This is a genomic window from Mesorhizobium sp. M1182, from assembly GCF_040318335.1.
Classification (GTDB): Bacteria; Pseudomonadota; Alphaproteobacteria; order Rhizobiales; family Rhizobiaceae; genus Mesorhizobium.
The window spans coordinates 1-14992 of sequence record NZ_JAMYMD010000043.1 but is presented as its reverse complement, the minus strand read 5'-3'; the positions used below and the strand labels follow the sequence as shown (position 1 = coordinate 14992).

Below are 14992 nucleotides of genomic sequence, written 5' to 3'. Positions count from 1 at the left end.
TTTCCTGGCCGAAAGTTCGGCAACGTATTCTGGCTGATCCGTTCGCACCCGTCGCGCGCCGAAATCGGCATGACGCGAAGCAACCGCGGAAAATATTCGAGCGAGTCCTCGCAGGGCAGGCTGGGTCAACTGCGTGGCTCGTCGCGGTCGATCAGGATCCGCTCGGCGGCGCCATCGAGATCTTCATATTGGCCGCTCCTCAAGGCCCACAGGAACCCCGCCAGCCCAAGCGCTCCGAGGAACAGGGCCACAGGTATGAGGTAGGCGAGCGTCGTCATGAGGATTGTGCCAGTGCGCCAATGTCCGAGCGCCTGTCATGTCGGGCATCTTGCACCGATGCATTTGACACGAAACCTTGCAGACGTAGCGCATTGCCGATGACCAGGAGGGACGAGGCGGACATCGCGACCGCCGCGATCAGTGGCGTAACGTGCCCCAGAATGGCGACCGGCACGGCGATGCCATTGTAAACGATCGCGATGGCGATGTTCTGCCGGATCAGCCGTCCGGCCTTCCGCGAAATGTCTAAAGCAAGTGGGACCGCCAGAAGACTTTTACGCAGGAACACGAAATCCGCGGCGTTGCGACCGATATCCGCCGCCGTGGCCGGAGCGATCGAAACGTGTGCGGCGCCCAATGCAGGCGTGTCGTTGAGCCCATCGCCGACCATCAGCACCTTGTGGCCAGTTCGCGTCAATGCTTCGATGTGTTCGACCTTCCCGGAGGGAAGCAACGCGGGAACGAAGCGCTCGACGCCCAGTGCTTCCGCGACTTCGCCGCAGGCAGCTTCTGTGTCGCCCGACAGCATCTCCACCGACACGCCGGCGCCGTTCAGTTGCTCGATGGCCGCCTTGGCATCGGCACGCAGCTCATCCTCGAAATCGAAAGTCGCGACAATGACCCCGTCCTTCGTCAGAACGGTTCCGCCATAGCCTTGTTTGCCTTCGCCGCCGATCCGAGCTTTCCACTCACGCCATCCGCGGCGACCCAGCCGCCAGGTACTGCCCTCGGCGATGGCTTCGATGCCGAAGCCCGGATGCTCGCTGACGGACGCGAGTTTCGGCTGGCCGGCAAAGGCTGCATTGCCAGCGATTGCCTTCGAAAAGGGGTGGCGGGAATGCGCTGCCATCTCGGCCGCCATGGCGAGCATCGTCGGATCGATGGACGGCGCATTGATCAGCCTGGGCAGTCCGAGCGTAAGCGTGCCGGTTTTGTCGAACAATGCCGTGTCGATCCCCGCCAGGCGCTCCATGGCGGAGCCGTCCCTGACCATGACGCCGCTTTCAAACAGCCGCCGCGCAGCGACCACCTGCACGATCGGCACGGCGAGACCGAGCGCACACGGGCATGTAATGATCAAAACGGCGATCGCGATTGTTATTGCCCGGTGCCAGTCGCCGGTCGCCGCCATCCAGCCGAGGAACGTCACAAAGGCGGTGAGGTGGACCACGGGGGCATAGAGCGCGGAGACGCGATCGGCGATCCTGCGATGGCGGGCGCGGCCGCCCTCTGCCGCTTCCATCAGCCGAACGATTTCGGCCAGGAACGAATCCTTCGCGGCGGCCGTCGCCTCGATGGTCAGCGGACCGGTGAGATTGAGTGTACCGGCCTGGACCTGCGCCCCCGGGCCCACCGTTCTGGGCGTGCTTTCCCCGGAAACCAGGGAACAGTCGAGATCCGATGCCCCGCCAATGATCCTGCCGTCGATGGGCACCCTCTCGCCAGCCGCAATCAAGAGCTCCATTCCTGGTTCGATCTCGCCAACCGGCAAGTAGTCGCGCGAACCATCCTCGCGCAGCACCATGGCGCCGCGCGCCGCCAGCCGAGCCAGTCCGTTTACGGCCGTCCGTGCCCGTTCCCGCATCACGTGATCCAGCGTGCGGCCGATCAGCAGAAAGAACAGCAGCGACACCGACGCGTCGAAATAAGCATGGTCGCCATGGTTGATCGTCTCGTAGAGGCTCATGGCGTAAGCGAGCGATACCCCGACCGCGATCGGCACGTCCATGTTCATGCGGCTGTGGCGCAGCGCATTCCAGGCCGAGCGAAAATAGATGCCGCCGGCGAAAGCGAGCGCAGGAATGGCAATCAAGGCCGAGACCCAATGGAACAGGTCGCGGGTCGCGCCTTGCGCGCCGGACCAGACGGAGACTGATAGCAGCATGATGTTGCCCGCCGCAAAGCCGGCGACCGCGACGGCGCGGATCAGTTCCGAGAGCGTCCTGTCCTTCCCGTCAGCCTCGGGATCGAACAGGTGCGCGCCATAGCCCAGCCGTCCAAGTGTGGCGACGAATGGCGGAACCTCGTCGCCGCGCCACCGGACCGAAACACGTTTCGTTGAAAGATTGACACGAGCGCCTTCGACGCGATCCAGCTTGCCGATCGCCGTCTCGATCGTCTGGATGCAGGCGGCACAATGCACAGCCGGCACCGAGAGGTCGGTCTGGCGAAGATTTTCGCCAATCGAGCGGCTCGCCAGTCTGATTTCCTGGCCAGAAGGCAGGACCAGTGTGACCTTTTCCAGGTCCAATGCCATTTCGGCGCCTGGCGCGCAGCAGCTCATTGCAGCGCCCCGTGGGAAATCATGATCCGGCGAACGTCGCGATAGGGTTCCGCAAGGCTCGCATCGGCGTCGATTTCGACGATCCAGACGCCATCCGTGGGCATGTGGTGCGCGGCGAATATCTGACCGGAGGCAGCCTCAAGAGTGACGGATTTGTCCTCGGCCTCGTAGGCGGCATGACGAAACAGCACCTTGACGCCATGCAAGGCAACCGGCTTGCCGACAGCATCGGTGAGGCTGTAGCGGACCTCACCGCCTGCGATGGTCAGTTTGCCAGTCCAGCCAAGGGCTGCCTGCGCGCGCCCTTCCTCGGCCTTCCTGTTGAACTGCTGGCTGGCCACATAGGTGTTTTCGACGACAAGCCCGGTCCAGCTTGTGTTGGCGAGCGTCGCCATCGTCAGATTGACCGCTATGACCACGCCGAAGAAGCCAAGGATGGTGAACAGCATATGCCTGCCGGTGAATTCGCGGGATTGTCGCGAGGTGTCGCTCATCTGGCGCTCTCCGGTGCGTTGAAAGTGGCCGTATATTCGTCCGACTCGAACGTTGCCTTGTTTTCGACCCGGAACTTGAAGTTTTGCGCTGTACCCCGAACCTGATCTGCCGGCTGACGCACGAAAACCTTGAGCATCTTCAGCCGGTCGGGTTCGACCGGGATGGCGAAGGAGCGATCCGCCGGCAGGTCGATGCCGACAACGCTCATTTCGGCTCCATGCAGGCCCTGCATCGTGACAATGATCGTTCTTGGTTCGGGGATCATGTTAAGCAGCTTGACGGTGTAGCCGTTGCGGATCGAACCGTCGGACAGCGTCACGAACTGCGGGTTGCGATCGTGCAGGACATTCAATTCGAGCCGTTCGCGGGTCAGCAGCGAATAGAGCAGCGCGAGACCGACCGCCGACCAGGCGCCCATGTAGATGAAGGTGCGCGGGCGAAAGATCTTGCGGATATGGAAACGGGCCACCTTGTCGGAGAACAGGCCGTCAGCGCTCCTGACCAGTGACGGGTTGACTGAACCGGAGCCGCCCGGGGTCGCCAGCATCATATTGGCGTTGTAGTCGGCCAGCGTCGCATAGGAAATCAGTCCGCGCTCCCTGCCGAGCTTGTCCATGATACCGTCACAGGTATCGATGCAGAGCGCGCAGGTGATGCATTCAAGCTGCTGGCCATCACGAATGTCGATCCCCATCGGGCACACCGCGACACAGGCATTGCAGTCGACGCAGTCGCCGACGGGCTGCCCGGCGGCAAGGACCCTCTTGGCGTGACGCGAGCGCGGTTCGCCGCGCCAGTCATTATAGGTGACGGTGAGGGAATTCTCGTCGAGCATGGCCGCCTGGATGCGCGGCCATGGGCACATGTAGGTGCAGACCTGCTCGCGCATCAGCCCGCCGAACGTATAGGTCGTCGCCGTCAGCACGGGCACGGTGATGTAGGCGACGGGGGCGGCGGTGCCGGTGAAGAGTTCCCCAACCAGCGTCGGCGCATCGGCGAAATAGAAAATCCAGGCGCCGCCGCTCGCCGCGCCTATGACCAGCCAAATGGCGTGTTTCCATGTTCGCAGCACGAGTTTGCGCGCAGTCCAGGGCCCGGCATCGAGCTTCATGCGCGCGTTGCGGTCGCCCTCGATGGCTCGCTCGACGACCAGAAACAGATCGACCCACACGGTCTGCGGACACGTATAGCCGCACCAGGCCCGGCCGACGGTGGATGTGATCAGGAAAAGGCCGATACCGGCCATGACCAGCAGGCCGGCCACATAATAGAATTCCTGCGGCCATATCTCGATGAAGAAGAAGTAGAAACGCCGGTTGGCAAGATCGACCAGCACGGCCTGGTCCGGGGCAAATGGCCCGCGATCCCACCGCAGCCAAGGTGTCAGGTAGTAGATCCCCAGCGTGATTGCCATCACCGACCACTTGAAGCGGCGGAAACTGCCAGAGGCCCGGTTCGGGAAGATCTTCTTGCGTGCGGCATAGAGCGGCTGACGGGTCTTGGCGGAGTTGACCGCATCGGCTTCGAGCCGTTCTATTTGCGTGTTATCGAGCACGAGAAGCTCCAGTCACCAGCGACCCATCGGTTTCTGGATGATGCCGAGGCCCGGCTCGCGCCGGGCCTCGTCGCTTGGCGGTGGGGGGAGGACGAGAATAGGCTGCGTACCTATTCTCCGCCACCAAGCGAATGGACATAGACCGCGAGTTCCTTGGCCTTGATCTCGCCGAGACGCCCGATCCAGGCCGGCATGACGCCGTGCTTCGGCGCGCGGACCTGCGCGGCGATGGCTGTTTCGCCAGACCCGTATAGCCAGATCGCGTCGGTCAGGTCGGGTGCGCCGAGCTCCCTGTTGCCCTTTGCATTCTCACCATGACAGGCCGCACAATTCTCGGCGAAAACATTGGCGCCGAGTTCGATCAGGCTTGTGTCCTGAACAGGATCGGAGAGGCTTGCGACATAGGCGCCGACCTGCTTGATCTGATCCGTCGTGATGATGTCGCCAAAAGCAGGCATTTCCGACAGGCGCGTATCCGGGTCTGATGCGAAGCGGATGCCGTGCGCAATCGTCTGCTGGATCTGTTCGGCGTTGCCACCCCACAGCCAATCATCGTCGTTTAGGTTGGGAAAACCCTTGGACCCTTGAGCGCCCGAGCCATGGCACTGCACGCAATTGACCTTGAACGCGGCGCCACCTGCGGCGACGGCGAATTCGCGTAGCGTATCGTCGGCAGTAATCTCGGAGACGGTCTTCGCCTGAATGGCAGCGACAAATTTACCCTTGGCCACTTCGGCCGCGGCCAGTTCATTCTTGACGTCTCTGCGGCTCGAATACCCCAGCACACCCCTGGTCGCGGAAGTCAGCATCGGCCATGCCGGATAGACGACGGTGTAGCCGATCGCCCAGGCAATGGTGATGTAGAAGGTGATGACCCACCAGCGGGGAAGCGGGTTGTTGAGTTCCTTGATGCCGTCCCACTCATGGCCGGTCGTCGAGATACCCGAAACCTCGTCGATATGCTCGCTGCCCATGATCAGTCGTCCTTGAGAGGAATGTGAGCGGCTCTCTCGGCTTGCCTGCGGCTGCCGGGACGAAGTGCAAAGGCAACGCATCCGAGGAAGAAAAGCGCCATGGCAAGCAGGCCCCAGCTGTCGGCAAACTCCCGCATGAAATTGTAGGTCATCGCCATTCTCCTCAGCGGTAACCGGCGGCTTCGTCATAGGTCCTGAAATCGACCAGCGTGCCGAGCATCTGCAAATAGGCGACCAGCGCATCCATTTCGGTGACCTGCTGCGGATCGCCGTCGAAGTCCCCAACCTTGGCTTTCGGATAGCGTCTCTCCAGGCCGGATGTGTCGGCATTCGCATCGGCCTGCGCCATGAGATCGGCATTGGCATGAGCGATCATGTCGTCTGAATAGGGCACACCGACACGGCTGTTGGCGATCAGATGCGTCGAGAAATCCTTCACCTCGATGGGCATGTCCTTCAGGAACGCGTAGCTCGGCATGATCGATTCCGGCACCACCGAACGCGGCTCGGTGAGATGCTGGACGTGCCATCCGTTCGAGTAGCGGTCGCCGACCCGGGCGAGATCCGGCCCGGTGCGCTTCGAGCCCCACTGGAACGGGTGGTCGTACATCGACTCGGCCGCCAGGCTATAGTGGCCGTAGCGCTCGACCTCGTCGCGGAACGGCCTTATCATCTGGCTGTGGCAGAGGTAACAGCCCTCACGCACATAGATGTTGCGCCCGGCGAGCTCGAGCGGCGAATAGGGCCGCATGCCTTCCACCTTCTCGATGGTGTTGTCGAGATAGAAGAGCGGCGCGATCTCGACGATACCGCCGATTGTTACGACCAGCAGGGACCCGAGGAGAAGAAGTGTGGCGTTCTTCTCGATGACCGCGTGTCTGTCCATCAGGCCCATTTTCTGGCTCCTGATCGCACAGGCTGGAGGGCGGGGATGGAGCGCGGCATCGGATCCTCCTCGCGCTGGTAGCCGAGGATGGTCATGGCGATGTTCCAGGCCATGATGAGGGCGCCCGACAGATACATCGCGCCGCCGATGGCACGCATGATGTAGTAGGGATGCATGGCGGCAACGGTTTCGGCGAAGGAGTAGACCAGGAAGCCCTGCTCGTTGTATTCGCGCCACATCAGGCCCTGCATGACGCCGGAGACCCACATCACCGCGGCGTAAACGACGATCCCAAGCGTCGCCAGCCAGAAGTGCCAGTTGACGAGCCGCAGCGAATAAAGCCGGTCGCGATTCCATAACTTCGGGACCATGAAATAAATCGCGCCGAACGAGATCATGCCAACCCATCCGAGCGCGCCCGAATGGACGTGACCGATGGTCCAGTCGGTGTAGTGAGAGAGCGAGTTGACGGCCTTGATTGACATCATCGGGCCTTCGAAGGTCGACATCCCGTAGAAGGCGATGGCCATCACCATCATACGGATGATCGGGTCGGTGCGCAGCTTGTCCCAGGCGCCCGAGAGCGTCATCAGGCCGTTTATCATGCCGCCCCACGAGGGCATCCAGAGCATGATCGAGAACACCATGCCGAGCGTCTGGGCCCAGTCCGGCAGGGCGGTGTAGTGGAGGTGGTGCGGACCGGCCCAGATGTAGAGAAAGATCAAAGCCCAGAAGTGGATGATCGACAGCCGGTAGGAATAGACCGGTCGGTTGGCTTGCTTGGGCACGAAATAATACATCATCCCGAGGAAGCCGGCGGTGAGGAAGAAGCCGACGGCATTGTGGCCGTACCACCATTGCGTCAGGGCGTCCTGTACGCCGGAGAAGGCTGAATAGCTCTTGGAGCCCAGGAAGGAGACCGGCATCGACAGGTTGTTGATCACATGTAGCATTGCGATGGTCACGATGAAGGCAAGGTAGAACCAGTTGGCGACATAGATGTGCGGTTCCCTGCGCTTTAGGATCGTGCCGAGGAACAGGATGAGATAGGCGGCCCAGACAACGGTCAGCCACAGGTCCACATACCATTCGGGCTCGGCGTATTCCCGGCTCTCGGTGATACCGAGCAGGTAGCCGGTCGCGGCCATGACGATGAACAGCTGATAGCCCCAGAACACGAACCAGGCGAGATCGCCGCCGAACAGCCGAGCGCGGCAGGTGCGCTGGACGACATACAGGGACGTGCAGAGCAGCGCGTTGCCGCCGAAAGCGAACACAACACCGGATGTGTGCAGCGGCCGCAGTCGGCCGAAATTGAACCAGGGCTGGAGGTTGAGATCCGGGTAGGCGAGCTGCAGGGCGATGACCACGCCGACCAGCATGCCGACGACGCCCCAGAATACGGTGGCGATGGCGCCATAGCGGATTGGCCCATCCATGTAAGCGGCGGGGTCGATCGGAACTGCCGGCTTGAACTCCGTGTTGCGCAACAGAATCGCAGTGAAGCCAGCCACGGCGAAGAACAAAACCCACATATGCCGCCGAAAAGGTTCATCTACGCCGAAGCCGGCAGCCACCAGGGCCGCAAATGCAAACAGGCTTAGAAGGACGATCTCTGTGCCGAATTTCATCGCAAGCCCCGATTTCCAATTCCGGCGGGCGCCAAACCGCAGTGCCTTATTGCGCAGCCGTGGCCTGCTCGCCCTGATCCATGTCAGAGCCGCACGATTTTGCTTCGAGCAGCATCGAGTTCGGTGCGATCAGACTGCGGCGATCGAATGTGGAAGCGCAGCATCGGCCGCCACGCTTATGGACAGGCCCGGCGTCCCGGGTCGGGTCGGGTATAGAGGCGATCGCGGGCGTGTGGGGAAGCGCGCCTTCTGTGACGCTGGAAAGTAGGCAGATGCCTTGCCGAACCTCGATCGTTTCAATGCCTTGGGACAGCCAGCGCCAGCGTTGCGCTGCCTTCGTGACATTCATGATTCGGGGTAACGGCGATTTTCCCCTGCGTATGAGGCGTATTGACTTCGGCCGAGTGCGATCCTGCCTGGAACAGCCGGTTGCACGTCGAGCACCTCGAGGATGGATGCTTCGCCGACGAGTTGGCCGAAACGCACCTGGCTCATCCGATCGGATGGAGAGCGGGCTATCGCTATGCGACTTCTTCTAAGCCCAACGCGAGCATGCCCTGCCCCGAACGAAGTAAGTGACGTAGGCCATGCAGCTTCGGTGTCATTCAAACGGCGGTTGCGCCTCGGCCGCCGCAGCGCCGTTCCAGCCGGCTCATGCTGTCCACGGTGACACGGCGGTTGTTCTCGATCCGAATCACGCCGTCCATTCTCAGGCTGGTCAGCTGACGGCTCACGGTCTCGTTTGTAATTCCAAGGAAATCAGAGATGTCGGCACGCGTCATCGGCAGCTCGAAGCGCGCCGAGCTGGCCGCCGGGTCAACACTGGAACCGATGTTCCGGGCGATCATGAGGAGAAAGCTCGCCACCTTCTCCGGTGCGGTCTTGCGCCCCAGAGTCACCATCCATTCGCGTGCCTCGTCGAGTTCGTTCAGCGCCTGCTTGAGCAGGCGATGCACAAATTCCGGTGATTCCTTCATCATCCGTTCGATGGCCGCTCTCGGAAACGAGCATAGCGAGACAGCTGTTGCCGCTTCCGCATTGATCGCACTTTTCATCTTGAAGGGCCGTCCCAGAAAATCCGGCGCGAACTGGAGACCGACGATCTGCTGGCGGCCGTCCGAAAGGCTCTTCGTCAGCTTCACCACGCCTGAAAGCACGTTTGAATAACAGTCGACCGCCTCGGCGTCGCCGATCAGTTCGACCCCCGGCTCGATATTGTGCCGCGACGACGTCTTGGCGAGCTGAGCCAAATGGTCTGGTTCGAGCGCACCACAGACACCGCGGTGCCGTGCCTCGCAAGACAGGCAAAGAACGGGAATGCCGGAACTGTGAATGTCCTGCCGTAATGTCATTCGATCGCTCTACCGGTCCAGTGCGGGCAGGATAGCAATCGACGGTAGAAAAATCCTTGCGGCAGTTTGTCCGTGCTGAAGGTTGATCGAAATCAGGGCTTAGGCTCATCCAAGCATCCACAGTTCCGGCGACGCAAACACGGTGGACCACGACATGCGACTGCAGCTAGCTGCCAGACTTGGCGAGAACGTCCCGCGCTATACCAGTTATCCGACAGCGCCGCATTTTCATACAGGCATTGATGCTGCAATTTGTCGTGGCTGGCTGCAGGCGCTCAACGATGGCGATGAGATCTCGCTCTATCTGCACATCCCGTATTGCGACAAGCTTTGCTGGTTCTGCGCTTGCCACACCAAGCAGACACGCCACTACGAACCAGTGACCACATATCTGCGCTCACTGCATGCCGAGATCGCAACCGTCTCCAGTCTTGTCGCAGGCAAGGGCCGCGTGCGTGCCGTCCATTTCGGCGGCGGTTCGCCGACGATGCTCAAACCGGAAGATATCGTGGCGCTGGGAACCGTCCTGCGCAACAGCTTCACCTTTCTCCCCGGTGCAAAGATCAGCGTTGAGATCGAACCCAACGATATGGACGATGCCCGCCTCGATGCACTTGCCGAAATCGGCATGACAAGGGCGAGCCTCGGCGTCCAGGATTTCGACCCGAAGGTGCAGAAAGCGATCAACCGCGAGCAGGGCTTTCTGCAGACCAAGACGGTTGTTGATGGCGTTCGTTCGCGCGGCGTCGAATCGGTCAATCTCGATCTGCTCTACGGCCTGCCGCATCAGACCAGGGAGAGCGTCGCCTTCACGGTTGCACAGGCACTGACCCTGGAACCGGATCGGATCGCGCTTTTTGGCTACGCCCATGTGCCGTGGTTCAAGAAACATCAGACGATGATCGACGAGGCCTGGCTGCCGGGTCCGGCGGAGCGGTTTGCCCAATCGCAATTGGCAGCGCGGGCGATCATGGACCAGGGATACGAAGCAATCGGGCTCGATCATTTCGCCAAACCGGGCGATGCCCTCGCGCTTGCCGCCCGCGCAGGAACACTGCGCCGGAACTTTCAGGGCTACACCGAGGATCGCTGCGAGACCTTGATCGGCCTTGGCCCGTCATCCATCAGCCAGTTTCGCCAGGGCTATGCACAGAACATGCCTTCGACCGCCGAGTATGGGCGCATGGTCGAGAACGGCGGGCTGGCTGCGGTCCGTGGCATTGCGCTTTCCGAAGACGACCGTGTTCGCGGCTGGATCATCGAGCGGCTGATGTGTGACTTCGGCTTCTCGGCGATCGTACTGGTGGAGCGCTTTGGCAAAGCCGGCCAAAGACTTCTCGTCCGAGCGAGTTCCACGGCCCTCCAAGATCCTGCGCGGTTGCTTGAACTTGATGGTGACCGCTTCGTCGTGCCTGCGGAAAGCCGGCCCTTTGTCAGGAGCATCGCGGCAAAGTTCGACAAATATTTCGAAAGTGGAACGGCCAGGCACTCAGCGGCAGTCTGAGCACCGCAGAGGAACGGTCATGGTTCTCAGTCGATCGTGAACCGATTGCGCTATGTTTTTCACTGTTGACTGCCGACCGTCGTGTCAAGACAGGATTCGGAGCGGACCAGACGCGTCTTGGCATAGCGACGATATCGTCCGGTCGTGCCTTCCGGCGCCGTATTCCATTCCGCAGTCCCTAAAGCGCCACGTCCGGCCTGTTTTCTGTATCGGAAGCAGTCGACAATCGTCCTGGCCAGATCATGGTTGTCGGCCAACAGCTCCCTTCGGCCTTGCAACAAGAATCCGCAAGGACCGTGCCAGCTGCAGCGGGCGCCGCCGCATCGCACCACCATACTATCCACGCGTGGCTCGCGCTAACCTTATTGGTTCGCGCTAGGGACGCCCGTCGAAACCGAGCCTCGGCAACAATCCGAGTCGTAAGCGGCTGGCCACGCTCCTGGTGCCGGTGGCAGAAGTCCGCAAGCACCCCGGCAGCGCCGTCAAGCGTGGGACAACCCGTCCACCCGAATATCCGCCGGCGCAGTTTCAGTGAAAAGCGGGCCTAGGCTAGACGGCTCTCTTGTTACCCCAGAGCATAACGTGCAGCTGCGGCAGCACACGGGCTTCGAACCACCTGTCGCGGGTCACGGCATCAACCAGCCACTCCATGCGCTTCAATATTCCGTCAAGGTCGACAGGAGCGTCTTCATTTGCGGGGCGTGGCGGCGTGTGATTGCCGGGTTGCAGATAGATCGGAAGTCGCGGAAATCTCGCAGCGGCGTCTTTCGCGTAGGCGTAGTCCCTTTCGTCGAAAACAATGAGCTTGAGCACGACTTGCGGCCTGCCTTGTGCCGCCTGGAGGCACGCCTCGAAAGCGGCCCAATCGGTCGTCATTTGGCTTGACGGCGGCTTTGGGCTGAGGACTAGCACGTCAAGGTCGGCAAACCAGCCCCTGGCCACCGAACCTTGGGTTTCCAGCGCAAAACGGTAACCTTCACCATGGCCTCGCTCGATGAGCGCGCCGAGCGGCTGGATGGCCGGATTGCCGCCTGACAGCGATACCATCAGCGGGCGGCCACCGGAAAGCGCAAGCACGTTTTGCCACACCGCGCCAATGGACATCATCTCCCATTCATGCCGGAATTGATTGTCCACCGCATGCAGGCTGTCGCACCAGGAACAGCGATAGTCACACCCGCCGGTTCTGACGAAGACCGTGGGCAAACCGATGAGCACGCCCTCGCCCTGGATCGTCGGCCCGAAAATCTCACTCACGCGGATTGCGGGATGCGTATCGGTCATGGCCGGTATTCCGCCCAGGTTTTCGGCGTTTCGCTCACCCGCACGGCCGAGGTTTCGCGCAGGCGTGCCTTGCACCATTCATAAAAATGTCTGGCCAGATATTCCGCCGTGACTTGCTCATGTCCCAGCACGTCGTTGAGATGTCGGTGGTCGAAGCTCTCGTCGATGTAGCGTTTGAATGGCGCCAAATCGTGATAGTCGCGCACGAAGCCGTTGTCGTTCAGTCCATTCGCTGAAAGCTCCACTTCAACGATGTAGTTATGCCCGTGCAGGCGCGCGCATTGGTGATCGGGTGGCAACGAGGTGAGCTGATGCGAGGCTGAGAAGTGGAATTCCTTGGTGATGCGGAACATTACGCGGTCCTCCTTCGCAGCGCATCGAGCCAGAAGTCGGAGTCCTCGTAGTCGGTGGGGTCCGGCTGCCCAGAGAGATGAAACGCCTCGCGCCGCTCGACGCAGGTCCCGCACCTCCCGCAGTGACGCTCGGCGCCCTTGTAGCAGGACCAGGTCTGCGCAAACGGCGTGCCGTATGCTGCTCCATTCCTAACAATGTCCGCCTTCGTGAGATTCACATAGGGTGCATAAATGCGAATCTCCGCGTAGCCGTCGAGCGCGTGGTCCTGCATCATCTGGAAAGCGTCGATGAAGGCCGGACGGCAGTCGGGATAAATGAAATGATCCCCACCATGCACGGCCGTCGCCACCGCCTCAGCGCCGTGCGCTGCGGCGAAGCCGAAGGCAATGGCCAACATGATGGCGTTCCGGTTCGGCACCACCGTGACCTTCATCGTGTCTTCGGCGTAGTGCCCGTCGGGCACGTCCACATTATCGGTCAGCGCGGAGCCGGAAAGGCCGCCGCCGATCTCGTGGATGTCGATGATGCGGTGCGGGACGCTCAGTCGCTCCGCGCAAAGGGCGGCGAAGCCCAATTCCTTCCTATGCCGTTGGCCGTAATCGAAAGATAGGAGGCCGGCGAGTTCGTGCTCCGCTGCCACCTTGTGAGCAAGGGTAACGGAGTCCAATCCGCCGGAGCAGACGACGAGAGTCTTCATTTTTGGGTCCTTGTTTTAACCGGGTAGGCTGCGACCGGAGATTTCTCTGCGCTCCCAGTACTTCAGGAAATCCATTTTGTGAAGTGAACGGGGGACGAGTTTCATGCGCTGACGTGCAGCTGTGTGCAAGGCGCCCTCGCGGTGAGCCTGCAAGGAACACTGACTAGCGAAACGTCACGCTTCAGCGGAATGCTCAAAGGCGAGCGCACCAGAATAACCTCTGCAGGAGGTCCGGACCTTCGTAAACAAAGTTCTCGACGATCAAGCGCCCGGCGGTCCCGAGCTTCGAGGGACGCCACCGCGAGGGTTTCAGGTACAAGACGGCCCGAGGATGGGCTTGCCGCAAGAGAACGGACTTACCAGTGGGATGTTCAGCGACGCCGATGCAGATGTCTGGAATGATCACGACATCGAATGTCGCGGCAACTTTGGCTGGCCTGCTCCTCGGGTTCCGTAGATCCAGCGCATTCCGCATCAGGATCGGTTCGAACCGGAGCACGCCCTCGGTCAATGGACTGACCGGCAAACCCTGAATGATCGGTCGTGAGCCGACATCTGTGAACAAGCGGTGTGGTCGATTGCTATCACCCATGTGTTACGCGCAGGTACCTTATGGCAGTGGATGAACTGGATTTGATGGTTTTACGGCTGGCCGTCGAAAGCGTCCGCTCGCTCTCCTTAAGCTTCGCTGAAAAGGCCGCCGAGGTAGCCACCAGGAGCCGCGGCATCCTGCTTTTCGACGTGCGGGTCGACGGTGATGCGGGGGTCCAGCGGGTCGCAGCCATCCGATATCAGGGCGACCAGATCGGCGTGCTGGCGTTGGACAGACAGGGCCTTGTTACCCACCATTGCATCGTCAACGGTACGTTCTCACATTTCACTGCGCCCTTGGAGAACTGGCACAGCATGCCCCTGTCGATGCAGGCCAAGATCGATGCCAACGGCCATGCCAGTCTCTTCCTAGGGGCCTTGCGAAATGCCGGACATTTGCTGGGCAGCTAGCATTTTGGCTAGAATGCACCTGTGAATTTTTGCATGCGCATCGCTGCCGACACCGCTGGCATGGTTGTCGTGCTCGAAAACGGCTGCGGCGATCCCGGCAAAGCGATCGCCGCGATGATGGCGATCTACGCGTGGGCGTTGCATCGATGCGCGATCTTTTAGACAGAGGTCTCCGCCTGGCATCGAGCAACATGCACGGAGGTACGCAAAGCGCAAATGCATCAAGTAGTTGAAGGGACGAGCCCCTCGCGCAAATGGAGCTTGCGCTGCCGTTGTCGTTCCATCGTGCCGCCGAACTCGGGGGCGTGACGATCGACCACGACGGCCTATTTTTTTGCAAAGCCGAATGTCCCGATTCCGAAGCCACAAAAAAACTCCGATCACAGCGAAGAATAGTAACAACACGGGCGACGCAAGCCGCCTTGCCCTCTAGCAGGGGAGGTGCTTGCGGTGCTCTCACCGACACAAGATCGCAAATGGCACGTGGGTGAGCACCAGAACTGGCGACACGCATGGTGATCGGCTTGACTCGCTGGAGGAAGCACAAGGCCTCAGTGGGCGGAGGCGCCAGCGACGGTCGAATACTGGCTGGCTGCTCGGGATCTGATCGGAAATGACGTAGGATTTGGTTGCTTAAGCCGATCCGAACCATTTCCCGGAGACCACACCCACCATGAACGATCTTGCGCTGCCGC

At 61.0% G+C, this 14992-nt stretch carries 16 protein-coding genes; 3 read left to right on the top strand and 13 right to left on the bottom strand.

The window, feature by feature from the left end; translation table 11 throughout:
- Positions 1-125: 125 nt before the first annotated feature.
- The 10 genes from ccoS to NKH33_RS29685 form a co-directional block, all read right to left on the bottom strand.
- The gene (gene ccoS, locus NKH33_RS29730; RefSeq protein ID WP_023679633.1) at positions 126-278 is read right to left on the bottom strand and encodes a cbb3-type cytochrome oxidase assembly protein CcoS; all 153 of its coding nucleotides are present in this window, start codon (positions 276-278) and stop codon (positions 126-128) included.
- On the bottom strand, positions 275-2563 hold the full coding sequence (locus NKH33_RS29725) for a cation-translocating P-type ATPase (protein ID WP_352864727.1): 2289 nt from the start codon (positions 2561-2563) through the stop codon (positions 275-277). Before NKH33_RS29725 ends, ccoS begins: the two co-directional genes overlap by 4 nt.
- Positions 2560-3057, bottom strand: a complete 498-nt coding sequence (locus NKH33_RS29720) for a FixH family protein (protein ID WP_352922877.1) — start codon at positions 3055-3057, stop codon at positions 2560-2562. The genes NKH33_RS29725 and NKH33_RS29720 overlap by 4 nt, the downstream gene beginning before the upstream one ends.
- Positions 3054-4613: a cytochrome c oxidase accessory protein CcoG gene (gene ccoG, locus NKH33_RS29715; protein ID WP_352922875.1), complete on the bottom strand. Its 1560-nt coding sequence runs from the start codon at positions 4611-4613 to the stop codon at positions 3054-3056. The genes NKH33_RS29720 and ccoG overlap by 4 nt, the downstream gene beginning before the upstream one ends.
- A 110-nt stretch (positions 4614-4723) precedes the next feature.
- The gene (gene ccoP / locus NKH33_RS29710) at positions 4724-5587 is read right to left on the bottom strand and encodes a cytochrome-c oxidase, cbb3-type subunit III (protein ID WP_352516163.1); all 864 of its coding nucleotides are present in this window, start codon (positions 5585-5587) and stop codon (positions 4724-4726) included.
- Positions 5588-5589: 2 nt separating this feature from the next.
- Entirely contained in the window at positions 5590-5739 is a 150-nt protein-coding gene (locus NKH33_RS29705; RefSeq protein ID WP_023679629.1) for a cbb3-type cytochrome c oxidase subunit 3, read from the bottom strand.
- A gap of 11 nt (positions 5740-5750) precedes the next feature.
- Positions 5751-6482 (bottom strand): cytochrome-c oxidase, cbb3-type subunit II, encoded by a 732-nt coding sequence (gene ccoO, locus NKH33_RS29700; protein WP_352493086.1) that lies wholly within the window; start codon positions 6480-6482, stop codon positions 5751-5753.
- Entirely contained in the window at positions 6473-8104 is a 1632-nt protein-coding gene (ccoN, locus tag NKH33_RS29695; RefSeq protein WP_352922872.1) for a cytochrome-c oxidase, cbb3-type subunit I, read from the bottom strand. Before ccoN ends, ccoO begins: the two co-directional genes overlap by 10 nt.
- Before the next feature lie 46 nt (positions 8105-8150).
- The gene (locus NKH33_RS29690) at positions 8151-8453 is read right to left on the bottom strand and encodes a hypothetical protein (RefSeq protein ID WP_352618969.1); all 303 of its coding nucleotides are present in this window, start codon (positions 8451-8453) and stop codon (positions 8151-8153) included.
- Positions 8454-8709: 256 nt separating this feature from the next.
- The gene (locus NKH33_RS29685) at positions 8710-9456 is read right to left on the bottom strand and encodes a Crp/Fnr family transcriptional regulator (RefSeq protein ID WP_352922869.1); all 747 of its coding nucleotides are present in this window, start codon (positions 9454-9456) and stop codon (positions 8710-8712) included.
- A 154-nt stretch (positions 9457-9610) separates the two neighbouring features.
- On the opposite strand from NKH33_RS29685, the gene hemN reads away from it, so the two are divergent.
- Entirely contained in the window at positions 9611-10960 is a 1350-nt protein-coding gene (gene hemN, locus NKH33_RS29680; RefSeq protein WP_352922867.1) for an oxygen-independent coproporphyrinogen III oxidase, read from the top strand.
- 549 nt (positions 10961-11509) lie between these two features.
- On the opposite strand, the gene queE is transcribed toward hemN, so the two are convergent.
- The 3 genes from queE to queC are packed head-to-tail and all read right to left on the bottom strand — an operon-like array spanning position 11510 to position 13295.
- On the bottom strand, positions 11510-12244 hold the full coding sequence (gene queE, locus NKH33_RS29675) for a 7-carboxy-7-deazaguanine synthase QueE (protein WP_352813731.1): 735 nt from the start codon (positions 12242-12244) through the stop codon (positions 11510-11512).
- Complete coding sequence (gene queD / locus NKH33_RS29670) at positions 12241-12597, bottom strand: 6-carboxytetrahydropterin synthase QueD (protein WP_023722053.1); 357 nt, start codon at positions 12595-12597, stop codon at positions 12241-12243. The genes queE and queD overlap by 4 nt, the downstream gene beginning before the upstream one ends.
- A complete protein-coding gene (gene queC / locus NKH33_RS29665; RefSeq protein WP_031194962.1) occupies positions 12597-13295 on the bottom strand; it encodes a 7-cyano-7-deazaguanine synthase QueC in 699 nt (232 codons plus the stop codon). The genes queD and queC overlap by 1 nt, the downstream gene beginning before the upstream one ends.
- A 612-nt stretch (positions 13296-13907) precedes the next feature.
- Here queC and NKH33_RS29660 point away from each other — a divergent pair.
- Positions 13908-14297 (top strand): hypothetical protein, encoded by a 390-nt coding sequence (locus NKH33_RS29660; RefSeq protein ID WP_352516156.1) that lies wholly within the window; start codon positions 13908-13910, stop codon positions 14295-14297.
- 33 nt (positions 14298-14330) lie between these two features.
- Positions 14331-14459, top strand: a complete 129-nt coding sequence (locus NKH33_RS29655) for a hypothetical protein (protein WP_352516155.1) — start codon at positions 14331-14333, stop codon at positions 14457-14459.
- Positions 14460-14992: the final 533 nt, after the last annotated feature.